This window comes from Nitrosomonas sp. Is24, from assembly GCF_033063335.1.
GTDB lineage: Bacteria > Pseudomonadota > Gammaproteobacteria > Burkholderiales > Nitrosomonadaceae > Nitrosomonas.
Genome location: NZ_JAWJZG010000001.1, coordinates 1,656,037 through 1,679,438 on the forward strand (window position 1 = coordinate 1,656,037; position 23,402 = coordinate 1,679,438).

Annotated in this window: 29 protein-coding genes; 15 read left to right on the forward strand and 14 right to left on the reverse strand. The window is 50.5% G+C overall.

Going from position 1 to position 23,402, the window contains the following annotated elements:
• The first annotated feature begins 259 nt into the window (after positions 1–259).
• Complete coding sequence (locus tag R2103_RS07480; protein WP_317530845.1) at positions 260–1,093, forward strand: thermonuclease family protein; 834 nt, start codon at positions 260–262, stop codon at positions 1,091–1,093.
• 18 nt (positions 1,094–1,111) lie between these two features.
• On the opposite strand, the gene sdhA is transcribed toward R2103_RS07480, so the two are convergent.
• The 5 genes from sdhA to R2103_RS07505 form a co-directional block, all read right to left on the reverse strand.
• Entirely contained in the window at positions 1,112–2,875 is a 1,764-nt protein-coding gene (gene sdhA / locus R2103_RS07485) for a succinate dehydrogenase flavoprotein subunit (protein ID WP_317530846.1), read from the reverse strand.
• A 1-nt stretch (position 2,876) separates the two neighbouring features.
• Entirely contained in the window at positions 2,877–3,230 is a 354-nt protein-coding gene (gene sdhD / locus R2103_RS07490) for a succinate dehydrogenase, hydrophobic membrane anchor protein (protein ID WP_317530847.1), read from the reverse strand.
• Positions 3,224–3,613, reverse strand: coding sequence for a succinate dehydrogenase, cytochrome b556 subunit (gene sdhC, locus R2103_RS07495; protein WP_317530848.1), 390 nt, complete (start codon positions 3,611–3,613; stop codon positions 3,224–3,226). Before sdhC ends, sdhD begins: the two co-directional genes overlap by 7 nt.
• A gap of 172 nt (positions 3,614–3,785) precedes the next feature.
• Complete coding sequence (locus tag R2103_RS07500) at positions 3,786–4,163, reverse strand: DoxX family protein (RefSeq protein ID WP_317530849.1); 378 nt, start codon at positions 4,161–4,163, stop codon at positions 3,786–3,788.
• A 29-nt stretch (positions 4,164–4,192) separates the two neighbouring features.
• On the reverse strand, positions 4,193–5,059 hold the full coding sequence (locus tag R2103_RS07505) for a pirin family protein (RefSeq protein ID WP_317530850.1): 867 nt from the start codon (positions 5,057–5,059) through the stop codon (positions 4,193–4,195).
• 130 nt (positions 5,060–5,189) lie between these two features.
• Between R2103_RS07505 and R2103_RS07510 the strand changes: the two genes are divergently transcribed.
• Entirely contained in the window at positions 5,190–6,122 is a 933-nt protein-coding gene (locus tag R2103_RS07510) for a LysR family transcriptional regulator (RefSeq protein ID WP_317530851.1), read from the forward strand.
• A 195-nt stretch (positions 6,123–6,317) separates the two neighbouring features.
• Here R2103_RS07510 and R2103_RS07515 read toward each other — a convergent pair whose 3' ends face one another.
• From R2103_RS07515 to R2103_RS07530, 4 genes are read right to left on the reverse strand one after another with little or no spacing between them, the layout of a single operon-like run.
• Positions 6,318–6,563, reverse strand: coding sequence for a hypothetical protein (locus tag R2103_RS07515; RefSeq protein ID WP_317530852.1), 246 nt, complete (start codon positions 6,561–6,563; stop codon positions 6,318–6,320).
• A gap of 41 nt (positions 6,564–6,604) precedes the next feature.
• Positions 6,605–7,138 (reverse strand): peptide deformylase, encoded by a 534-nt coding sequence (def, locus tag R2103_RS07520; protein WP_317530853.1) that lies wholly within the window; start codon positions 7,136–7,138, stop codon positions 6,605–6,607.
• Positions 7,128–7,874, reverse strand: coding sequence for an S-methyl-5'-thioinosine phosphorylase (locus R2103_RS07525; RefSeq protein ID WP_317530854.1), 747 nt, complete (start codon positions 7,872–7,874; stop codon positions 7,128–7,130). Before R2103_RS07525 ends, def begins: the two co-directional genes overlap by 11 nt.
• Before the next feature lie 11 nt (positions 7,875–7,885).
• Entirely contained in the window at positions 7,886–8,431 is a 546-nt protein-coding gene (locus R2103_RS07530; RefSeq protein WP_317530855.1) for a hypoxanthine-guanine phosphoribosyltransferase, read from the reverse strand.
• 170 nt (positions 8,432–8,601) lie between these two features.
• Here R2103_RS07530 and R2103_RS07535 point away from each other — a divergent pair, with 170 nt between their 5' ends.
• Together R2103_RS07535 and R2103_RS07540 are read left to right on the forward strand one after the other, a co-directional pair.
• Entirely contained in the window at positions 8,602–9,225 is a 624-nt protein-coding gene (locus R2103_RS07535) for an MIP/aquaporin family protein (protein ID WP_317530856.1), read from the forward strand.
• 1 nt (position 9,226) lies between these two features.
• Positions 9,227–9,793, forward strand: coding sequence for a hypothetical protein (locus R2103_RS07540; RefSeq protein WP_317530857.1), 567 nt, complete (start codon positions 9,227–9,229; stop codon positions 9,791–9,793).
• Positions 9,794–9,854: 61 nt separating this feature from the next.
• Here R2103_RS07540 and ligA read toward each other — a convergent pair whose 3' ends face one another.
• Positions 9,855–11,927: an NAD-dependent DNA ligase LigA gene (gene ligA / locus R2103_RS07545; RefSeq protein ID WP_317530858.1), complete on the reverse strand. Its 2,073-nt coding sequence runs from the start codon at positions 11,925–11,927 to the stop codon at positions 9,855–9,857.
• A 99-nt stretch (positions 11,928–12,026) separates the two neighbouring features.
• Here ligA and R2103_RS07550 point away from each other — a divergent pair, with 99 nt between their 5' ends.
• The 9 genes from R2103_RS07550 (at position 12,027) to R2103_RS07590 (ending at position 18,495) form a co-directional block, all read left to right on the forward strand.
• Complete coding sequence (locus R2103_RS07550; RefSeq protein WP_317530859.1) at positions 12,027–12,875, forward strand: DUF2914 domain-containing protein; 849 nt, start codon at positions 12,027–12,029, stop codon at positions 12,873–12,875.
• A 41-nt stretch (positions 12,876–12,916) separates the two neighbouring features.
• On the forward strand, positions 12,917–13,462 hold the full coding sequence (locus R2103_RS07555; protein WP_317530860.1) for an NUDIX hydrolase: 546 nt from the start codon (positions 12,917–12,919) through the stop codon (positions 13,460–13,462).
• 93 nt (positions 13,463–13,555) lie between these two features.
• A complete protein-coding gene (locus tag R2103_RS07560; protein WP_317530861.1) occupies positions 13,556–14,677 on the forward strand; it encodes a D-alanyl-D-alanine carboxypeptidase family protein in 1,122 nt (373 codons plus the stop codon).
• 30 nt (positions 14,678–14,707) lie between these two features.
• A complete protein-coding gene (locus tag R2103_RS07565; protein WP_317530862.1) occupies positions 14,708–15,577 on the forward strand; it encodes a D-amino acid aminotransferase in 870 nt (289 codons plus the stop codon).
• 20 nt (positions 15,578–15,597) lie between these two features.
• A complete protein-coding gene (locus R2103_RS07570) occupies positions 15,598–15,864 on the forward strand; it encodes a DUF493 domain-containing protein (RefSeq protein ID WP_317530863.1) in 267 nt (88 codons plus the stop codon).
• A gap of 9 nt (positions 15,865–15,873) precedes the next feature.
• A complete protein-coding gene (gene lipB / locus R2103_RS07575; protein WP_317530864.1) occupies positions 15,874–16,542 on the forward strand; it encodes a lipoyl(octanoyl) transferase LipB in 669 nt (222 codons plus the stop codon).
• Entirely contained in the window at positions 16,532–17,476 is a 945-nt protein-coding gene (gene lipA, locus R2103_RS07580) for a lipoyl synthase (RefSeq protein ID WP_317530865.1), read from the forward strand. Before lipB ends, lipA begins: the two co-directional genes overlap by 11 nt.
• A 213-nt stretch (positions 17,477–17,689) precedes the next feature.
• Positions 17,690–17,863 (forward strand): HDOD domain-containing protein, encoded by a 174-nt coding sequence (locus R2103_RS07585; protein ID WP_317530866.1) that lies wholly within the window; start codon positions 17,690–17,692, stop codon positions 17,861–17,863.
• Between the two features lie 23 nt (positions 17,864–17,886).
• Entirely contained in the window at positions 17,887–18,495 is a 609-nt protein-coding gene (locus tag R2103_RS07590) for an HDOD domain-containing protein (protein ID WP_317530867.1), read from the forward strand.
• Between the two features lie 95 nt (positions 18,496–18,590).
• On the opposite strand, the gene R2103_RS07595 is transcribed toward R2103_RS07590, so the two are convergent.
• The 3 genes from R2103_RS07595 to ilvD all read right to left on the reverse strand — a co-directional run bounded on the left by R2103_RS07595 (position 18,591) and on the right by ilvD (position 21,292).
• On the reverse strand, positions 18,591–19,007 hold the full coding sequence (locus R2103_RS07595) for an OsmC family protein (RefSeq protein WP_317530868.1): 417 nt from the start codon (positions 19,005–19,007) through the stop codon (positions 18,591–18,593).
• 95 nt (positions 19,008–19,102) lie between these two features.
• The gene (locus R2103_RS07600) at positions 19,103–19,414 is read right to left on the reverse strand and encodes a c-type cytochrome (protein WP_090315797.1); all 312 of its coding nucleotides are present in this window, start codon (positions 19,412–19,414) and stop codon (positions 19,103–19,105) included.
• Positions 19,415–19,618: 204 nt separating this feature from the next.
• Positions 19,619–21,292 carry a dihydroxy-acid dehydratase gene (gene ilvD / locus R2103_RS07605; protein ID WP_317530869.1) on the reverse strand — a complete coding sequence of 558 codons (1,674 nt, stop codon included), beginning with the start codon at positions 21,290–21,292 and terminating at the stop codon, positions 19,619–19,621.
• A gap of 99 nt (positions 21,293–21,391) precedes the next feature.
• Here ilvD and lgt point away from each other — a divergent pair, with 99 nt between their 5' ends.
• A complete protein-coding gene (lgt, locus tag R2103_RS07610) occupies positions 21,392–22,216 on the forward strand; it encodes a prolipoprotein diacylglyceryl transferase (protein ID WP_317530870.1) in 825 nt (274 codons plus the stop codon).
• 155 nt (positions 22,217–22,371) lie between these two features.
• Entirely contained in the window at positions 22,372–22,644 is a 273-nt protein-coding gene (locus R2103_RS07615; protein ID WP_317530871.1) for a SemiSWEET family sugar transporter, read from the forward strand.
• Between the two features lie 63 nt (positions 22,645–22,707).
• On the opposite strand, the gene R2103_RS07620 is transcribed toward R2103_RS07615, so the two are convergent.
• The gene (locus R2103_RS07620; protein ID WP_317530872.1) at positions 22,708–23,337 is read right to left on the reverse strand and encodes a hypothetical protein; all 630 of its coding nucleotides are present in this window, start codon (positions 23,335–23,337) and stop codon (positions 22,708–22,710) included.
• Positions 23,338–23,402: the final 65 nt, after the last annotated feature.

Here is a 23,402-nt window from a genome sequence, read left to right on the forward strand (position 1 = left end):
ATCTACTGTTGGCGCTGAAATAATCCAGAATGCATCGGTTAAATTTTCACTCAATTTTATAAAGGGCAATTTTAATCCACTTTCCTCAAGAATATTGCGCTATATTAGATTTCGCCAGGCGATTTTTTATGCTTTTTGAAATTCTATCCGTTAGTGGATCGCATGAAGTACAAAATCCCTGCTGCTGAGATAGAGCAAACACAACACAGTTTTTACCTGATGATCCCGATACTTAAATCGTATTCAGCCTAAATAACCCATGTTCCGCAGCAAATCGATCCGCCTGCTTTTTCTGCTTCTCAGTCTCGCTGCAACCGCAGCACCGGCTAGCGGGATTTACCGTAGTGTCGATGCACAAGGACGGGTCACTTATTCCGACACCCCTTCGGCCAATGCCCAACCGGTCAAAATCACCGGCCAGCCCAGCCGCCAACTGTATCAAGTTACCCGGGTGTACGATGGCGACACGATCATCCTGGAAGGCAGAAAACAAGTTCGCCTATTGGGAGTCAACACACCGGAAATCGAAAGCCGTCATCGCAACGAAGAACCGGGTGGAGTAGCCGCAAAAAAATGGCTGCAAAATCAGCTGCGGGACAATCAGGTTTATCTGGAATTTGATCAAGTGAAGCGGGATAAGTACAAGCGTCTGCTGGCGCATGTATTTTTGCCGAATGGCAAACATGTGAATCTGGCTTTACTGGAAAGCGGTCTGGCCGCGATCAGCATCATCCCGCCTAACGGCCGCTATAGCGATAAACTGATCCAGGCGCAACAATTCGCCGAGAAACAAAAGCTCGGCATATGGTCCATGCCGGAATACCAATCCCGCCCCATCACTGAAATCGCCAATCACACCAAAGGCTGGCAGCGGTTTACCGGGACCCCGGTAGCGATCAGAAAAAGCCGGAAATTTACCCGTTTGCTCTTTAACGACAAAGTCGACATCCGTGTCGCCAACAGTAATCTTAAGTTATTTCCCGAGCTTGCAACTTACGTGGGGAAACCGCTGGAAGTTCGCGGCTGGGTGACACGCAACAAAGATCATTACACCATGCTGATTCAGCATCCGAGTGCGCTGATCGCGCGGTAATACTGTGTGCGTTTAAACTCAATAAGTTCTGGCTTTCGGCGGAAAAGAATCGACTGTAATCGGCTTTAGCCGCACCGGTTTGTAGTCCAATCGGTTATCTTCGCTGAAAAACAACGTATGTTTTAACCATTTGACGTCATCGCGTCCGGGAAAATCGTCACGAGCATGCGCGCCGCGGCTTTCGCGCCGGGCTTCGGCGGAAATCATGGTGGCGATCGCGACTTCTTTCAGATTATCCAATTCCAGCGCTTCGATTCGCGCCGTATTAAACACTGCACTTTTATCCTTAATTTCCGTTTGCCCCACGCGCTGACCGACTTCCAGAATTTTTTCCACGCCCTTTTGCAGCATGTCTTCAAAACGGAAGACGCCGCAGTAGGTTTGCATTGTCTTTGCAAGCGCGGCATGCACTTGCGCGACATTCTCGCCGTCTTTCTGATTCTCCAAGCGCGTCAGACGATTCAAAGTCCTATCCGCTGCATTCTCCGGCAAGGGTTTGTGGTGCGGATGAATTTTCAAGTCTTCAATAATCTGATTGGCTGCGGCACGGCCAAATACGACCAGGTCAAGCAGCGAATTGGTGCCTAGGCGATTGGCGCCGTGCACCGATACACAAGCACACTCGCCAACGGCGTAAAATCCCGACACGACCTCTTCCGGGCCGGTTTTATACGGCGCTACCACTTGGCCGAAATAATTAGTCGGTATGCCGCCCATCATGTAGTGCGCGGTCGGTACCACCGGAATCGGTTCGTTGATCGGATCGACATGCGCAAATTTCATCGCCAGTTCACGGATGCCAGGCAAGCGGGTTTTAATGACTTCCGCGCCCAGATGATCCAATTTCAACAGCAAATGATCGCTTTCTTCGCCACAACCGCGCCCATCCTTCATTTCCGTCGTCATGGCGCGCGATACCACGTCGCGGCTGGCCAGATCCTTGGCATGGGGAGCATAGCGTTCCATGAAACGTTCGCCTTCCTTGTTCAGTAAATAACCACCCTCCCCGCGCACGGCCTCGCTGATCAAAACACCCACGCCGTAAACACCAGTCGGGTGGAATTGCCAGAATTCCATATCCTCCAGCGGAATACCAGCTCGTGCCGCCATCCCTAAACCATCGCCGGTATTGATCAAGGCGTTGGTGCTGGCTTGAAAAATCCGCCCGCCACCGCCGGTGGCAAACAAAGTGGCCCGGGCTTGCAGGATCGAAACTTCACCGGTTTCCATTTCCAGCGCAGTGACGCCGAGCACGTCGCCTTGTTCGTCGCGAATCAGATCCAGCGCCATCCATTCGACAAAAAACTGCGTATTGGCGCTGACATTGCGTTGATAGAGCGTGTGCAACAACGCATGGCCGGTACGATCCGCCGCCGCACAGGAACGCGTTGCCTGCGCACCGCCGAAATTCTGCGATTGTCCGCCGAACGGGCGTTGATAAATTTTGCCGTTTTCCAGCCGGTCGAACGGCATGCCGAAATGTTCCAGCTCATACACGACTTCATTGGCCTGGCGGCACATGAATTCGATGGCATCCTGATCGCCCAGGTAATCGGAGCCTTTGACGGTATCGTACATGTGCCAATGCCAATGGTCTTCCGTTACATTTCCCAGTGCCGCGGCAATCCCGCCTTGCGCCGAAACGGTATGCGAACGGGTGGGAAAAACCTTGGACAGCACCGCCACTTTCAATCCGGCTTCGGATAACTGCAATGCCGCGCGCATTCCGGCACCGCCCGCACCCACGATGACCACATCAAATTTTCTTTTGGTTATTGCCACATCAACTCCACAATATTTCCGTAGCCCAGATCAGATAAAACAGCAAAGCAGTGATGACGGCAATTTGCACGGTCAGGCGGATCGCCGTGGCATGCACGTAGTCCATCAGGATATTGCGCATGCCGACCCAGGCATGCCAGAACAGACAAATGAAAAATACCAAGGTGGCGATGCGCAACCCTTCATGGCTGAATACCGCTTTCCAAGCGGCATAATCCTGCGGCGCGGCAACCAGCAAAACCGCCGTCAGCGCGATGAGATAAATCACCATCAGCACGGCTGTCACACGTTGCGCCAGCCAATCCTTCAGGCCATAGTGCGCGCCCGTCACGGCCAGTCTCGATGGCCTCACCATAGCTGCCACCCGATCAGTGCCGTCAACAAAAATCCGGCCGCCAGCACCAGCTTGCTGCTGGTACGCGCATGTGCCAATTGAATACCGATTTGCAGATCCAGCAAGACATGGCGGATACCGGCGCACAGATGATGCAGAAAAAACCACAAGGGAAGCAACAGCGTAAGTTTAATCACCGGATTGCGCAGATAGTCCTGTACAACTTCAAAGCTTTGCGGCGATTGCAATAGCATTTGCAAACCATATAGCAGCAAGGGAATACCGGGAAAAAACAGCAAGGCACCGCTGATTCGATGCAGAATGGAAACCACCGCCGGTAGCGGTTGCTTGATCTTGAGCAGATTCAGATGTTTGGGGCGTTTATGATGTAATTTTGCTTCCATGCGAGAAATTCTACAGTAGAAAATGCTATCGCCCGAACCCGGCTAAAACGCTAAAAATTGCAACCAAGTGTATTCTGTTACGCTGCCCGATACAAGCCATAACTTGATCGAATACGCAAAACCCGGCCGCCAGCAGCCGGGTTTCCACGTAAGAAGGATGATCGATAGCTGCTTACTGCGCGCGCCGTCCATCCAGGCTATAACCACCCGCACCATGCACGGCCAGCAGTATGAATCCGCCGGTTATCGCAATATTCTTCAGGAACATGATCATCTGCATTTGATCCGATAAATTGCTGTGAAAAATTGCCGCGGCCGCCAACGTAAATGCAGCCAGCGCAATCGATACCCATCGGGTCTGCAATCCCGCCACAATCGCCAGACCGCCACCTATTTCAAGCGCTATCACCAGCGGCAGCAGCATGCCCGGCACACCCATCGCCTCCATATAACCTTGCGTTCCCTCGTATCCGGTAATTTTAAAAATACCGGATAGCAGAAATATTTGCGCCAAAAATACCCGCGCTACGAATTGACCGATTTTTTCCATTTGAGTCTCCTTAACATTGATTAATGATTTTATTTATTGCGCTTGATCCATGCACGATCACGCACAAAATTGTTGGACTGAAAATCTTGCATCGCCTGATCGATTTGTTCCCGGGTATTCATGACAAACGGACCATACCGCGCCACCGGTTCACCAATCGGCCTGCCGCTGACAACCAGCAGGCGCGCGCCCTTTTTCCCGGCAGCGAAGTCAAATGAACCATCATCCCCACCCAGTGACGCCCATGAATGCAACGGCACGCGTTGCTCACCCAACTGTCCATCGCCTTCAAAGACATAGAGAAAGCTATTGTTCCCCGCTGGCAGGCGGTGTTGAAAATGCTTGCCGGGTTGCGCTCGCACGTCATAATAAGACACTCCGGTCAGCTCATCCGTAATCGGCGCATTCGTACCGGCAAAGCGGCCGATTAAAACTTTCACCGTATAATCTTGCGTTTTCACCACAGGAAAAGCTTCCGCAGGATATTCCTGATATTCCGGATGATCCATCTTATGCGCCGCGGGCAAGTTGATCCACAGTTGGAATCCACGCATTAAGCCATTCTTCTGTTTTGGCATTTCCGAATGAATAATGCCGCTGGCGGCTTTCATCCATTGCGCGGAACCGGGACCCAAATCACCGCTATTGCCCATGTTGTCCTGATGCTCCATATGACCGTCGACCATATAGGTAAATGTGGTAAATCCGCGGTGCGGATGGGATGGAAAACCCGCCTTATAATCTTCCGGTTTATCGCTACTGATGTGATCCAACAGCAAAAACGGATCGTAATCGCGCAGCACCGGGGATCCAATCGTGCGGTATACGGTCACTCCAGCTCCTTCCGGCACGGCCACTGCCGGGATTATTCGTACAGAATTCACTACTGTATCCATGACTTTCTCCTTTATTGTGATTCATCGTTGTGATCGGCTGACAGGGAGCATTATCATCGTTGTCATAATAAGAATAAACAACCATAATGAGAAATGATTGTTCTGTTATAAACAACAATGAGACACTCTGATGGATCGATATGAGAATATGAATGCTTTCGTGCGCGTCGTCGAAGCGGGCGGCATCAGCGCCGCTGCCGATAGCATGGATGTAGCGAAATCGGTGGTTAGCCGCCGCTTGAAGGAACTGGAAGAACACCTCGGCGTGGAATTGTTTCACCGCACCACCCGGCAAATGAATCTAACCGATAGCGGACGTGCTTTTTATCAGCAATCGGTACGCATTCTGGCCGACATCCTCGAAGCCGAGCACGCCACCTCGCAATTTCATGGTGCATTAAAAGGCAGCTTGAAAGTAGCGGTGCCACTGAGCTTTGGTTTGATGCACCTGGGACCCGCCATTAACGAGTTCTTGCAAACCCATCCGGAAATCGAATTCGACCTGGATTTCAACGACCGCCATGTGGACTTACTGGCCGATGGTTTTGACCTTGCCATCCGCATCGCCAGCTTGCCCGATTCAAGCCTGATCGCGCGCCGCCTGGCTCCCATTCAAGCCGTCATGTGCGCAAGCCCGGCTTACCTCGAACGCATGGGCGAACCGGAATCGCCGGAAGCGCTCATTAAACACCGCTGCCTGGTGTATAACCTGATCAGCAACATCGACAACTGGAACATATTCGATGCCACAGGGCAATTAACCAAAACCCGCATCACGCCTTACCTGAAAGCCAGCAATGGCGAATTTCTTCGCGATGCCGCCGTCGGCGGACTGGGCATCGTGCTAATGCCGTCCTTTATCGTATACCGGGAAATCGAGCGCGGCGCATTGGTGCCGCTATTGACTGAATATCACTACTCACAACTTGCCGCATACGCCATTTATCCGCAAACCCGCCATCTCTCGCAACGGGTCAGGGCATTCGTCGATTTTCTGGTTAAGCGGTTCGAGGGAATGCCTTATTGGGATAGGTGCTTGAGAGATGATAATAATCAGTTTTAAGAAATCAATCGAAAAGGAGAGAATTTCATTGATTCGCACTTCCTTCCCTTAATTGTCTTGAGCCAAAGGAGCCGTTTTGGCTGAACAAGTCAGCAAACAAAAAGCCGAAATCAACTCAAACTGTTTCTACTCAGAATACCGATGTTATCCCTAAAGAATCATTTCCATTGTTTTTCAAAGAATGTGAGTTCAGATTCAAACTGCTGGCAACGTCACTTTTTCATACACCCTGATTCCACCATCAATCGCACAAAGCCGCTTTACTTCTCTATCCAGTCTGGCTTTCTCCGTAAAAAAAGTGGCGTAAACGATGAGTGAAGCGAACAAAAACAAGCTGATTCTTTTTATGTGGAAGGCTTTCATTGATGTACGGCAAGTGCTACCGCATCCTTCCCCAAACTGGTGCAGTAAGTCACCAGTGACGCAGGGAGTGCCGGTCATTTTTCAATATCCGGCAGGATTTACATGGGAGCAATGAAGTTCTAATCATCCACAATGCCCTGCCCCGGAAACAGTACATCGGTAAATCCGAATTGCCGGAAATCGTTGATGCGCATGGGGTAGAGAATTCCTTGCAGATGATCGCATTCATGCTGCACTACGCGTGCGTGGAAACCGCTGACGCTGCGGTCAATCGCTTTACCGTATTGGTCCACGCCGTGATAACGCAGATGCGAGTAGCGCGGCACCATGCCACGCATGCCCGGTACGCTGAGGCAGCCTTCCCAATCGTCTTCCATATCGCCGGACAGGGGCTTCAGTTTCGGATTAATCAGCACGGTGAAGGGCACTTCTTCGGCACGCGGATAGCGCGGATTCTGATCAAAACCGAAAATCACCAGCTGCAAACTCACGCCAATCTGCGGCGCGGCCAGCCCTGCACCGTTGAGGTAAGACATGGTGTCTTGCATATCCTGAATTAATTCATGCAGCTCGGCGGTATCGAATCGTTCGACAGGTTTGGCGACTTGCAGCAATACCGGATCGCCCATTTTCAGTACGGATCTAATGGCCATGGCAGTTCACCACATGTTCCAGAATGTTTCTGACACGCACCATCGCTTGTTCCAGCACGGCATAAATCTCTTTAAGCGGAATACTGTCGGCATTGGCGCCCCGTCCGGCAGCTTGGTTGGCGACCACAGCGAGCGTGGCGTAACTTAGACCCAACTCCCTGGCCAGTGCTGTTTCCGGCATGCCGGTCATGCCGACGATATCCGCGCCGTCGCGTTCCAGCCGGTTGATTTCCGCGGCAGTTTCAAGCCGAGGCCCTTGCGTTGCGGCATAGACGCCGCCGTCGAATATGGCTTCATAAGCATCGCTAGCCGCTCGCAGCAGCAATGCGCGTGTTTGCTGATTGTACGGCTGAGTAAAATCAATATGTGTCACCGGTTGATCCTTCCCTTCAAAAAAAGTGAAATTGCGTCCATAGGTATAATCGATAATCTGATTGGGCACCACCAGCTTGCCCGGCGTCAGATCGGCACGGATACCGCCCACCGACGCCACGGAAATCACGTGCGCCGGTTTCAGGGAATGCAGCGCCCATAAATTCGCCCGGTAATTGATCGCATGCGGCGGTATCGTGTGACCGTGGCCATGCCGTGCCAGAAAAACGATATCCTCGCCATGCAGCTTACCGAATGTCAGCGGCCCGGAAGGCTCGCCATACGGGGTACGTATGATTTGCCGGTGAGAAATTTCGAGGCAGGATAATTGCGTCAATCCGCTGCCACCAATTATTGCAAGCATAGCTTCCCCTTTCAGTTTTTCACTGCATAAATCGCTGGCAGATTCCGCCATGCGCCGCGGATATCCATACCAAAACCGAACACATACCGGTCCGGCACCGTCAATCCGGTAAAATCGGCTTTGATCGGTTTGGTTTTGCCTGTTTCTTTCTCGGCAAACACTGCGCTGTAAAATGCTTTCGCGCCATTCTCCAGCACCTTGGCGCGGATAGCGGCCAGTGTAATGCCTTCATCGAGAATATCGTCCAGCACCAGAATGACGCGATCCTTGACACTTTCCCTGGGCTCCACCCGCCAGTAAATTTCTCCACCCTGCATCTCTTTGCCGTAACGCGTCAGATGCACATAATCAAAGTCCAGTGGAAACCGCAGTTGCGGCAGCAGTTGTCCGGTAAATATCACCGCTCCGCCCAGCATGCACAAAACCAGCGGTTGCTGATGCGACAACACGCGCGTGATGTCCGCTGCCATGCGCTGCACCGTTAGCGTGACGGTTTGTTCGGAATGAATTAATTCCGCCGTGTTAAGAATTTGTTCCAGTTGCTGGTAAGTTTGCATGAAAGATTTTGGGCCTTGGTTTGAATAATATCTCGTTTTTTAATGAGATATTATAGCGCTGTGCTGAAAGCATCAAATACTTCCACTTCAATCCATGCAGGTAAAAATTCTTACACGCAAAATTTTTTTATGATTAAATGAAAGTACTTCATTGAAAGGAGTAACTCACCATGAATAAATTTATCGTTGAATGCATTGGCACTTTCTTTTTGTTGCTCACCATAGGCTTAACGGTAATACCGGGCAGCGCCGGTGTCATTGCGCCTCTCGCCATCGGTTCCGTGTTAATGGTTATGGTTTACGCCGGTGGATATATTTCCGGCGCGCATTATAATCCTGCTGTCACTTTGGCGGTGCTCATACGCGGAAAATGCACCATGGCTGACGTGCCGGTGTACCTCACCGCGCAAATTTTGGGTGCAGTCGCAGGCGCGTTGACTGCGCAATTCCTGGTGGGCTCAGGCACTGCCGCCGGAACCATCGATGTGACCAAATCGCTGATTGCCGAATTTTTATTCACGTTTGCATTGGCGTACGTCGTGCTTAATGTTGCCACGGCAAAAGGCACCAGCGGCAATTCCTTTTACGGCTTAGCCATTGGCTTTGTGGTCATGGCGGGCGCATTCTCCGTGGGCGGAATTTCCGGTGGCGCGTTTAACCCGGCTGTCGCCATTGCCGCACCATTGATGGGTTTAATGGATTGGAACAATATCTGGATTCATATTTCTGCTGACTTTGCCGGTGGCGCATTGGCAGCGATTGTCTTTAATATACTCAACCGCGATGATCAATAAAATGCAGATCTTCACAACAAAATACCTGGCGATCGGAATTTCCGTTTTACTCGCAAGTCTTGTTTTTTCGCAACACAGTGCCCATGCCTCCGATTACCCGGTCTTTCGCGATGGAAAATTAATCATCCCTCGTGTTGATACCGATGCGCAACCGGGTAGCTTTCAGAGCGCGGAATTTCAGTTCGAAACTTCGACAAACAGCTGGAAACTCAAGCAGTTTGTCGAAACTAAAATTATTCCCGGCCCTGCGACCTATGATGAAAAAGTTGAAGCCATCATTGTAGATTCATCACCGGTCCAGGTTTTTCTCAAAATCACCGGGCAATTCTCAGATGGTTGCGGGTACTTTCAGCAAATCAATCAGGCGCTCAAGGACAATACATTTGAAATTATTCTTCATGTCGGGCCTAATCCATTCCCTGAAGGGATAGCATGCACAATGGCGCTGGTGCCGTACGAAAAAATCATTCCCCTCGAGGTCTACGGACTTCCGGCTGGAACTTATGGGTATAGTGTCAATGGCATTCCTGCCGGAACATTCACCCTAACCAAAGATAACACGTTGTAACTCAAAGCATAAAATGACAACTTTGTTGTTGTCATTTTATTCTCATGACGGCGGTGATGGATTATTTCAGCAACGCCTCTAATCCGGCTTGATCAAGAATAGTAATTCCGATACTCACTGCTTTGTCGTATTTACTGCCGGGATCGGCCCCGGCGACGACATAATCGGTTTTTTTGGAAACACTGCCGCTGACTTTGCCGCCCAGCGCTTCGATTTTTTCTTTGGCTTCTTCGCGGCTCATCGTCGGCAAGGTGCCCGTCAACACAAACGTTTTGCCGCTTAACGGCGCTGCCAAGCCGTTTTGCGCGGATTTACCTTCGTTCTCTTCCCAATGCACGCCGCAGGCGCGCAGTTGTTCAATGACTTCGCGGTTATGCGCCTCGGCAAAAAAATCCACAATACTCTGCGCCACCACCGGACCGATATCGGGAATTTGCTGCAAACGTTCGCTGTCCGCCGCTATCAACCGGTCCAGACTACCCAAATACTTGGCCAGATCTTTCGCCGTCGCTTCGCCGACATTGCGGATGCCGAGCGCATAGATAAATCTGGCCAGTGTGGTGTGTTTGCTTTTCTCAATCGCTCGCAGAATATTCCCGGCTGATTTCTCCGCCATGCGTTCCAGACTGGCCAGTGCAGTCAATCCCAATTTATACAGATCCGCCGGTGTGCGGATAATGGCATTATCGACCATCTGATCGACCAGTTTGTCCCCTAATCCTTCAATATCCAGCGCGCGGCGCGACGCGAAGTGCAAAATCGCCTGTTTGCGTTGCGCCGGACAGAATAAACCGCCGGTGCAGCGCGCGACCGCTTCGTCCGGCAAGCGTACCGCCTTCGCGCCGCACACCGGACAATGTTCCGGCATGGTAAATACCAAAGCGCCAAGGGGACGTTTTTCCGCTACCACCGAAACCACTTCCGGAATCACATCACCGGCGCGGCGCACAATGACGGTATCACCGATACGCACATCCTTGCGCTCGATTTCATCGGCGTTATGCAAGGTTGCATTGGTTACGGTCACACCGCCGACAAATACCGGTTGCAGCCGCGCCACCGGCGTTAAAGCACCGGTTCTGCCGACTTGCACATCGATATCGAGCAATTGCGTGATGGCTTCCTGCGCCGGAAATTTGTGCGCGATGGCGAAGCGCGGCGCGCGTGACACAAAACCGAGTTTCTCTTGGAATGCCAATGAATTGACTTTATACACGACGCCATCGATGTCGTATGGCAAAGCATCACGCTTAGCGCCAATCGTTTGATAGTAATCCAGCAATCCGTCTAATCTCGCCACTATCCGGCATTCCTGAGATACCGGAAAATGCAAAGTGGAAAGATATTGCAGCATCCGATAATGCGTATCCCGCGGCAAATCCGCATCGTCACATTGCCCGATGCCATACGCGAAAAAAGTAAGATGCCGGGTCGCCGTTATGCCGGGATCCAACTGACGCAACGAACCTGCGGCGGCGTTGCGCGGATTGGCGAATTCCTTCTCGCCTTTGGCCAATTGCTGCTGATTCAGCCGCTGAAAATCTTTTTTCAACATTAACACTTCGCCGCGCACTTCCAGCAAAGCGGGTGGATGAACCAGCGGCAATCTTAAGGGAATTGACCGGATCGTCCTCAGGTTCAGCGTAATATCTTCACCGGTATAGCCATCGCCACGCGTTGCGCCGGTTTTAAAATCACCATTTTCATAACGCAAACTGACCGCCAGTCCGTCGAATTTCGGTTCCGCGGTATACTCGATACAATCAACAGTTAAAGGATCGAGATCTAGCCATGCAACCTGCGAGGTTTCTAGTGCCAAGCCAGCGCGCACACGCCGGTCAAAGGCCTCGACTTCGCTATCGTCAAACGCATTACTCAATGACAACATCGGAATAGCATGTGTGATTTGCGCGAACGCTTTGAGCGGTGCCGCGCCCACCCGTTGCGTCGGTGAATCGGGGGTAATCAGTTGCGGATAGTCCTGCTCGATTTGCTGTAATTCACGCAGTAATCGATCGTATTCCGCATCGGGAATAGATGGATTATCGAGCACATAATAACGGTAATTATGCAGCTCGATCTCCGCACGCAATGCCTGTGCGCGCTGATTTATTTTCTGAATGTTTTCATGCATGGCCAAAGTATAACCAATCGGGCAAAACGCGGTTTCAGTAATTTATGAAAAATCCTTTATACTGCACACTCCATCGAAAAATTCCTTTACCAAATCCCAATGTCTCAAGAAACGACACGCGACATGAGCAACAATAAATTAAAAATCCGTATTCAGATTCAGCAACCGCCACAAGCCATCGAAGAGATTTATCCCGAACCGGAAGTCACTTACGAAGAAACGCTGGACTGGAACAAAATCGCCATCGCAGCCGCATTGCTGCTAGCCATTCTCGGTTTGACCGGTTATTTACTCTTTTCCAGCGGCGGCACTGAGAAAACCGCCGATGAGACCATTGCGTCCGGCCACACCGCCGTTGCAGTTTCCGGACAGGCCGTTTCCCCGGAAAAAACCGCGGCGGAATCCGCCACAACCAACAATACCGCCGGAACACAACCGGGCGAATCGATCAGCGTGCAGAAACCCCTGGTGAAACCAGCCGAGCCCGGTACAAAACACGTTGCCGCCAAATCGGTTCCAATACCCGCAAAAAAACCGCAGCGGATCGCATCCGGTAACGCCGGAAAAACGGCGCCGAAAACGGCTGTACAAGCAAAACCACAGCAACCATCCGATCATGCCGAAGTTATCCGTGCGCAATTAAGTCACGCGATAGACGCACGTGAGCCGGTCGATTCGATTGACACTGTACAACTGCAACCGGGTGAATCCAAACCGATTCATTTTTATCTGCATTTAAAAAATATGCGGGGAAAGAAAATCCGTATCGACTGGTATTACAATGACAAACTGGATTCAAAGTTAAACTTGCAGGTGCACAACAACAATTGGCGCACGCATGCCAGCAAGCAACTGGATCAACGGCGGCTGGGCGAATGGCGCGTTGAATTAGTCGATGAATCCGGAAATCCATTGGCAACCCGGAAATTCACCGTCACCGAACAGTAAAACGCGCTTACATCCCACCGCATGCACTAAAGGATTTACCCATGAAATTTTGCAGTCATTGTAGTGCCACCGTTGAGTTGATCATACCCGAAGGCGATTCACTGCCGCGCTATGTATGCACGACGTGCAAGGTCATTCACTATCAGAATCCCAAAATGGTGGTCGGGTGCATTCCGGAATGGGAAGATAAAATTTTATTGTGCCGCCGCGCCATTGAACCGCGCTTAGGCTGGTGGACTCTACCGGCCGGTTTTATGGAAAATAATGAAACGCTGGAACAAGCCGCCGCACGCGAAACGCTGGAAGAAGCCAATGCACGGGTAGAAATCGGCGATTTGTATGCTGTTTATAGCCTGCCGCATATCAGCCAAGTTTATATCTTATTCCGCGCACGATTGCTGGATCTCGATTTCAAACCCGGCATTGAAAGCCTGGAAGTCAAACTGGTCTCCGAACACGAAGTTCCTTGGGACGAGATGGCGTTTCGCGTCATTCATGACCCCTTAAAGCAATATTTTAAGGAACGCAGCCAAGGAAAATTGGGGTTTCACATGGGTGTCATCGACAAACCATCCAGCAGCTCCTGAGCAAGGTCATTGTTTCTTCGCTCATAAATTCGAAGGTTTTAGATTCCCGGATGGCAAGCTATAATGTTTATTTTTTGCAGACTCCAGACTCTTATGAAGCATTTATTCGTTCTATTGCTAGTATGCCTCACCGTCTCGTCAGTACCTGCCCAATCACAAGATATTTCCATCTCTGCTAAAGCTTACTTACTGTCGGATTTCCAGACCGGTCAGGTGTTGGCCGGTCAAAATGCGGATGAGCGCATCGAGCCCGCCTCGTTAACAAAACTCATGACCGCGTACGTAGTGTTTTCCGCCATCAAACAAAAGCAGATTGCCTTGGATCAGCCGGTTCCGGTGTCTGAAAGCGCCTGGCGTATGATCGGCTCGCGCATGTTTATCCAACCCAACAAACAGGTTACCGTGGAAGAATTGATCCGCGGCATGATTGTGCAATCCGGCAACGACGCTTGTATCGCATTGGCGGAAGTGGTTGCAGGATCGGAAGCCAGCTTCGCCAATCTGATGAATAAAGAAGCGGGCCGATTGGGTATGAAAAACACGCATTTTACCAATTCAACCGGTTTGCCCGATCCGGAGCACTACACCACGGCGCATGATCTGACACTGCTGGCAACGGCCATCATCCGTGATTTTCCCGAATTCTATCCGCACTATTCACAAAAAGAATATACCTACAACAACATTACGCAACCGAACAGAAACCGGTTGTTATGGATCGACCCGCATGTCGACGGCATGAAAACCGGATGGACTAAAACTGCTGGCTATTGTCTGATTACTTCCGCGATTCGCGATAAGCGGCGGCTCATATCGGTGGTGATCGGCGCGAAATCCGCCAATGCACGCAGCATCGAGAGCCAGCGCCTGCTCAATTACGGTTTCCAGTTTTACGACACACTGCATTTATATAAAAAGAACGATTCACTGACCACCATCCATTTATGGAAAGGCACGCAAAACGAGTTGAAAGCGGGATTCGACCGGGATGTTTATTTCACTCTCCCTAAAGGTCAAGGCGACAAACTCAAAGCCACCATGGAATACAAACAACCGCTGATCGCACCGGTGCAATTGGGACAGGAAGTCGGCACGGTAAAATTCACGCTGGATGACAAAACCGTTGAAACCTATCCATTGGTCGCTCTGGAGAAAGTCGACACGGCGAACTTCATCGGCCGTGCTTGGGATAGTGTAAAATTACTCTTTAATTAATCCAGTCTTAACACATCATAGAAGGTTCGCATGATATATCTGAACGGTAAGTTTATGCCCATTGAAGAAGCATGCATCCCCGTGCTGGATCGCGGTTTTATCTTTGGCGATGGCATCTATGAAGTCATCCCGGCTTATTCGCGCAAACCCTTCCGCCTCCCTAAACATCTCAAGCGGCTACAACACAGCCTGGATGGAATCCGCTTGAAAAATCCGTTCAGCAACGACGAATGGAAAAACTTGTTGGAACAAGTCATCGCCAAAAATGAGGGAGAAGATCAATATCTCTACTTGCACATCACGCGTGGAGTCGCCAAACGGGATCATGCGTTTCCGGTCAATGTACCGCCTACTGTGTTCATCATGAGCAACCCGTTGCTACCACCGCCTGCGGAACTGCTGGCCAGCGGTGCTTCGGCCATTACCGCGATCGATAACCGCTGGATACGCTGCGATGTCAAAGCGATTTCATTATTACCGAATGTGCTACTGCGGCAATTGGCGGTGGATGTCCATGCGCTTGAAACGATCCTGATTCGCGACGGCTTCCTCACCGAAGGCGCCGCCAGTAATATTTTTGTCGTTAAAAACGGCGTACTGCTGGCTCCTCCAAAAAGTAATCTGATGCTGCCCGGCATTACCTACGATGTGGTGCTTGAATTGGCAGCAGCGAATAAAATACCGCACGAAATCCGTGAAATCACGGAAGCGGAAGTCCGCGCGGCGGATGAAATTCTGTTGACATCCTCGACCAAAGAAATCATGCCAATCGCGTCGTTGGACAATCAACCGGTAGGACAGGGAAAACCGGGGCCGTTGTTTGCCCGTTTACACGCGCTGTACCAGGACTATAAAGCCACCAATATGCGCGGCCATTCCTGCGGTTGCTCGAATTCATAACCGGTGGCTTGAATTTTCCGATGTCAGAACAGCCGTCACTGATCGAATACCCTTGCGATTTTCCCATCAAAATCATGGGTAAAGCGCAACAGGATTTCACACAAATTGCGCTGGCAATCGTTAAATTTCATGCTCCCGATTTCGATACTGCGACGATAGCGGTGAAGGCCAGTAAAAATGGCACGTATTTAAGCCTGACGTGCACCATTCGCGCCACTTCCCGGGCACAATTGGATGCTCTGTACCAGGCGCTATCCAGCCATCCCTCAGTTGCCGTGGTATTGTGATCATTGCCGATGCAAAATCTTTCCACTTCTGTTTGCACACCGCAGCACTTCATCGTCAAAACCCTGGGATTATCCGATTATCAGGCGACCTGGCAGGCCATGAAGGATTTTACGGACAACCGGAACGAACAAACGCGCGATGAAATCTGGTTATTGCAGCACCCGCCGGTTTTTACCCAAGGCATTGCAGGCAAACCCGAGCATCTGCTGCACGATCATGGAATTGCGGTAGTCAAAACGGATCGCGGCGGTCAAATCACATACCACGGGCCGGGGCAAGTCATCGCTTACTTGCTGCTGGATATACGCCGCTTGAAACTCGGTGTACGTGAATTGGTCAGACTGATGGAAAGCGCCGTGATCGGCTTACTCGATGACTATCGCGTTAAAGCTGCCGGGCGCGTTGAAGCCCCAGGCGTTTATGTAGGAAATGCCAAAATCGCTTCGTTGGGACTCAAAATCAGGAAAAACTTCTGCTACCACGGCATTGCATTGAATGTGGATATGGACTTAACGCCGTTTTCCTACATCAATCCCTGCGGTTATCAAGGATTACAAGTGACGCAAACCAAAAACCTGGGCATTCCCGATGGCGTGGACATTTTAAGCACTAAACTGGCTGGCCAATTACAAGAAAAACTTCTCACAAAACGATTAACGGAACAACATGACCACTGATACCCGCCAAAAAGGCACTGATAAAACAGCACGTAACCCCGTCAAAATAGCACCGCAATCGCGCGACGAATTATTGCGAAAACCCTCGTGGATTCGCGTACGCTCATCCAACAGCGAAAATTATTACGAAGTTAAACGGCTGCTGCGCGAACATAAATTGCATACCGTATGCGAAGAAGCATCCTGCCCGAATATCGGCGAATGCTTCGGTAAAGGCACCGCCACGTTTATGATTCTGGGTGATTTATGCACGCGCCGCTGCCCTTTCTGCGATGTCGCGCATGGCCGCCCAAAACCACCGGATGCGGATGAACCGCTGCATCTGGCGCAATCGATCGGTGCCATGAAATTGCGCTATGTGGTCATCACCAGCGTGGATCGTGACGACTTACGCGACGGCGGCGCACAGCATTTTGCCGATTGCATCCGTGAAATCCGCACGCATTCGCCACATACCAAAATCGAAACCTTGGTACCGGATTTCCGCGGGCGCCTTGAAGTAGCGCTAGAAAAGCTCGCCGCCTGCCCGCCGGATGTCTTAAACCACAATCTCGAAACCGTGCCGCGCTTGTACAAACAATGCCGTCCCGGCGCTGATTATGCAAACTCGCTGAAACTGCTCAAGGATTTCAAAGCACAATTTCCGCACATCCCCACCAAGTCCGGCTTAATGCTCGGACTGGGCGAAACCGACGAAGAAATCATGCAAGTATTGCGCGACCTGCGCGAGCACAATGTGGAAATGCTCACTATCGGTCAATATCTGCAACCCAGCATCGGCCACCTGCCGGTCATGCGCTACGTCACACCCGAAGGTTTCAAAATTTTTGAGCAAGCCGCGCTGGAAATGGGTTTCAGCCACGCCGCCTGCGGCCCGATGGTGCGCTCCAGTTATCACGCCGATCAACAGGCGCACGAATCCGGCCTGCTTTAAACCGCGGAACGCACTGCTGCGCATGAACTGCACGTTTGCAGTACAGGTCAACAGCGTTGGAAATAGCTTCAATTCATTGCGCTTTTTATCAGATCATTATTCACAATCCTAGCGTAAGCTGAGAAGTATGGACGATAGACCATGCCTTGACTCACTCGTGAAAAGGGATTTGTATGGAAAAAAGCGCAATTTTAAGTGCGTTAGCTGCTGAAGTTGAACAACTTTCCCACCTCGACTCATGCGGCAATCAAAATCAATAAAGCGTTAAATGATCCCGATTGCAATCTTGAGATGGTGATCAAATTCATTCAATTGGAACCGCTCCTGTCGGCCAAAGTCGTGGCGATAGCCAATTCGGTAGTATTTAACCGGTCGGGAAAAAAATAACCGATGTACGTTCGGCGATTACCTTGATCGGCTTGCGTACCGTGCGCAACCTGGCAACAGCTGTCGTGGTGCAGCAGCTTACCGGGCCACAAGTACGAAACGAAATGGTGACGCAATTATGGCAGCATTCCGCCCATGTAGCAGCGCTGGCGCAGGTTATCGCCCGCCGGATTACAAAACAAGATCCGGATACGGCAATGTTCGCGGGAATCATTCACGAAATTAGCTGGTTCTATCTGTTAGCGCGAGAAAAATACTATCCTGGGTTGGCCGATGAAAGCATCGCCAGTTCCTGGAACAGTGACGAAGATCTGGAAGACGAGACGGAACTGGAGTGTGAAATTAAAATCGGCACCGCCATTCTCAAAGCCTTATGGGTTCCCGAGCCTGTGATCGACAGCATCGTCTATTTATGGCGCGGTTATTTGACATTTCCCCCTTCCACCCTCGGTGATACGCTGCTGTTCGCCGATCAACTGGCACCCGTCAAATCCCCGTTTATTCTGCCCTCAAACCAAATGGGTTACAGCGTTGCGAATATCGATTTATTAACCGACGAGGAAACATTGAGTGCGGTGCTGAAGGACTCGGAGGCGGAAGTGAGGTCGTTAACAGAAGCGCTGTGTGTATAGAAAACATAAACGGGCATCCATTGAATTGCCCGTTTAAAACGCCTGCGAGACTCCAGCCGTCACCGATCCAGCAATGCTGGCGCAGAAAATTATCATCAAGCATCAATAATTTCATAATCATGCGTGATTTTTACCGTTTGTTTCAGCATGATGGAAGCCGAGCAATACTTTTCCGCAGATAAGTCAATCGCACGTTCAATGGTCTGCGGATTCAGATTATGTCCGGTAATAATGAAATGCAAGTGGATATGGGTGAACACTTTCGGATCGACCGGAGCGCGTTCGGCTTCGATTTCAACCACGCAATCGGTGATGTCCTGACGGCTTTTTTTCAGAATCAATACCACATCGAACGTGGTACAACCGCCCAATCCCATTAACAGCATTTCCATCGGACGCGGCCCGAGGTTTTGTCCGCCAGCTTCCGGCGCACCATCCATCAATACCGCATGACCGCTGCCGGATTCAGCTTCAAAGCTGACATTCCCTTTCCATTTGATACGAGTTTTCATTGCTCCCTCCATTGATACCAAGCTTTCTTGCAAAATATCCGGGCAAATAAAAAGCCGACGTTGTTATGCGTCGGCTTTCCTGAATTCAGAACGACTTACTTCAGTGACAGAATAAAGTCAGCTAATACTTTAGCATTTTCTGGGCTAACGTTAGCATTTGGTGGCATTGGGATTGGGCCCCAAACACCGCTACTTCCTTTTAATATTTTATCTGCCAGGTATGCAGAAGCATCCGCTTGACCTGCATATTTAGCTGCAACATCTTTTAAGCCTGGGCCGACCAGTTTAGCGTCAACATTGTGGCAATTCAAACATCCACTGTTTTTTGCCAAATCAGCATTAGCTTGAGCAACACCAGCTAATAAAATCGCTGACGCAGCAACTGCTCCGATTAAAACTTTTTTCATATCTCTTCCTTATTAAAATTATAAAAGGGTTGATATTCTAACCCGAACTTTACAGACTTGCAGCAATTCCTGTAAGTTTGTGATTACCGGCGCTGCTGCAAACTCTGATGATACTGCGTTGCTAAGACTTAAGGTTAAATTATTTAGTTCCAGCAGAGCATGAAGAAACCAGATCAGATCGTTCTTCATGTCAGCGCTACCGATTTAATCCGTTATCGCTCCCGCGCTGGCGCTGGAAACCAGTTTCGCATATTTCGCCAATACCCCGCGCGAGTAACGCGGTTGCGGCGGTTGCCAGGCTGCACGGCGCTTTGCCAGCACATCATCGGACACATTCAATTGCAACAGCCGTTGCTCGGCGTCAATGGTGATCGAGTCGCCTTCCTGTACCAATGCAATCGTGCCGCCAACAAAAGCTTCCGGCGCAACGTGACCAACCACCATGCCATAGGTACCACCGGAAAAACGTCCATCGGTGATCAAACCGACGGAATCACCCAGCCCTTCACCGATCAACGCGGCCGTCGGCGACAACATTTCCCGCATGCCAGGGCCGCCTTTCGGGCCTTCGTAGCGGATCACCACGACATCGCCCGGTTGAATCTTACGTTCCAGAATCGCCGCCATGCAGGTTTCTTCCGATTCAAACACGCGTGCGGGTCCGGTAATTTTCGGATTTTTAATGCCGGAAATTTTCGCCACGCAGCCTTCGGTCGACAGATTGCCTTTCAGAATCGCCAGATGTCCTTGCGCATACATCGGATTATCCCATTGCCGGATCACATTTTGGTCTGCGCGTGGCGTATCGGGAATATCTTTCAATACTTCGGCGATCGTTTGCCCGCTGATGGTGATGCAATCGCCGTGCAACAAGCCATGATTCAACAGCATTTTCATCACTTGCGGCACACCGCCCGCTTGGTGCAAATCCGCCGTGACGAAGCGACCTGAAGGTTTCAAGTCGCACAATACCGGTACTTTGCCACGAATCCGTTCGAAATCGTCTATGCTCCATTCAACCTCGGCGGCATGCGCAATCGCCAGGAAATGCAGGATCGCATTGGTCGAACCACCCACCGCCATGATCACGGCAACGGCATTTTCTATGGATTTGCGCGTGATGATATCGCGCGGCAGAATCTGCTGTTTGATGGCATTCACCAGCACTTCGGCGGATTGCCCGGCGCTGATCATTTTTTCGCCGTCTTCGGCAGACATCGTGGAAGAATACGGCAAGCTCATGCCCATCGCTTCAAAAGCGGACGACATGGTGTTGGCGGTAAACATGCCACCGCACGAACCGGCGCCGGGACAAGCATGCCGTTCGATTTGCAATAGCTCTTCAGCGTCGATTTTATGCGCGCTGTGCTGCCCTACCGCTTCAAATACGCTGACCACCGTCAAATCCTGATTTTTATAGTGCCCCGGTTTGATCGTGCCGCCGTAGACAAAAATTGCCGGCACATTCATGCGCGCAATCGCGATCATCGCACCCGGCATGTTCTTGTCGCAACCGCCGATGGCAATCACGCCATCCATGCTCCCCCCCTGCACACAGGTTTCAATCGAGTCGGCAATCACTTCACGCGACACCAGCGAATACTTCATGCCTTCGGTGCCCATCGAAATCCCGTCCGATACCGTGATGGTGCCGAACATCTGCGGCATCGCCCCGGCTTTCCTCAGCGCCGATTCCGCTTGTAGCGACAGTTCGTTCAAGCCTTTATTGCACGGCGTAATCGTCGAATAACCGTTAGCCACGCCGACAATCGGCTTGTTAAAATCCCCGTCACTGAAACCGACCGCGCGCAACATGGCGCGGCTGGGTGCGTGTTGTGTTCCTTGGGTGATAATCTGGCTACGTTTATTGTCTGGCATGCTTGCTCCTGAATGAGATAAAAATACGATTTATGACAAGGCGCACACAAACGCACTTGGTATAATGGCCGCTATTTTACCGTAAATAAGGCCGAAACTATGCTAGTTCATCCGCAAATTGATCCCGTTGCCATCTCCGTGGGGCCACTTTCCATTCATTGGTATGGATTGATGTATTTGCTCGGTTTCACGCTCTTCATTCTGCTCGGCCGGTATCGCATCAAACACAATCCGCACTCGGCTTTCACCTATGAAATGCTCGACGACGCCTTGTTTTACGGCATGCTCGGTGTAATTCTAGGCGGACGCCTGGGGCATGTGCTGTTTTATCAATTCGGTTACTACCTGGACCACCCGCTGCACATTTTCGCCATTTGGGAAGGCGGCATGTCGTTTCATGGTGGATTTCTCGGTGTTTTCGTCGCCATGGTATTGCTGGCGCGCAAACACAAATTGTCCTGGCTGACTGTCACGGACTTCGTCATCCCGCTGATTCCGCTGGGATTAGCCGCGGGACGCATCGGCAATTTCATCAATGGCGAACTGTGGGGACGCCACACCGATGTGCCCTGGGGCATGGTTTTCCCCTATGTCGACGAATTCCCCCGCCACCCGTCCCAGCTGTATCAATTCGCGCTCGAAGGCGTGCTGTTGTTTATCTTCATCTGGATTTACTCATCGAAACCGCGCGCAACCGGCGCAGTCACCGGCATGTTCATGATCGGCTACGGTGTTTTGCGTTCATTTGCCGAATTCTTCCGCGAACCGGAAGATGGCTTCATGGGCATTCTGACACTCGGCGTTACCATGGGCCAATGGTTATCAATCCCGATGATTCTGGCAGGCATCGCGGCATTGATGTGGTCAAGACGGCAAACGCTCAACGTTCCGCAAAATAATCAGCGCAAAAATAAGAAACGCTAGAAATTCTTGCGAATTGGTTCCTTCATCAGTGTGACTGTCTTTACAGTAACACTGGAAGGGATATCACGAACGAGGGAAAGAATTGAGATTCGCGAGTTCAACCCACGGCGCTTTCGATTCACGGGATACAAACAAAAAATAACGGGGGGACCTGAATGGAAGGGCATGAAATCATCGGATTCATCGCTGGCTTCGGCACCACTTTCGCCGCCGTTCCGGATTTGTACGCAATGCTCAAACGGAAAAGCGCTCAAGGCATGAATCCAACCATGGCCGGGATCATGGGCGTGTTTCAGATTGCCTGGGTTTATTACGGCGTCTTGATCGATTCCATGCCGGTCATTGTCTGGAACATCATCGCCATCGCCATCAATTCCCTGACGGTCGGCGCATTTTTCCACTTTGCCCGCGCGGAGAATAATGGATGAATTGATTTATCATCCAACCAATCCCGATTGATCGCCGTTTAATGTTGGGCTTTCTTCGGCAGCTCAACCTACCGTGCTTAACGCTGTAAACTTAGGTTTGGTCTTATCTTCTTCTCGCAAAGCTAAATTATAGTGCTCAATAAAATAGGGAATATTACGGTCATCAGGCCAATATTTCTGCCGAATCGATGATACGAAGAAACCTGCATCTTCGTAACTTAAGTAACCACATATATTACGCACTGATGTTTTAATTTTTGAGATTTCTTTTTTAATTTCTTCCGGTGCCAGGTTTTTATTTGACTCAAGGCGTTCTATAGAAAGCAAAACTCTTCGTATTTTATCGGGATCACAGTGAACCCTCTCTTTCTCCATGATATTGCCTTCATTCATTCCATTTTTTACTATCTGACTTGTAACCAAACTCATCAATGACTTAGCATCATCGATCATGTAATCAATTCCTGAACGAAAAGATCCATATTGCCCGATTCCGATATATAGTGTACCTAAAACTAGCATCGTCGCTCTTAAGCTTCCTTCTTCGAGTTTTACCAGAATATCTGTTTTCTGGTTATAGATAATGTCGGAGTATCTTGATGTTATATCGTTGAGGTACGATTCAGCTCCTTGAAGATCAATTTCATGAAAGTTCAAATCAAACTGAAATCGTATTCCAGCAATTAGTGCCACTATCTCTCCTTGTTAAGTGACGGGTTGTTGCAGTCAGAATCTACATTTGGCACAACGGTGTCAGC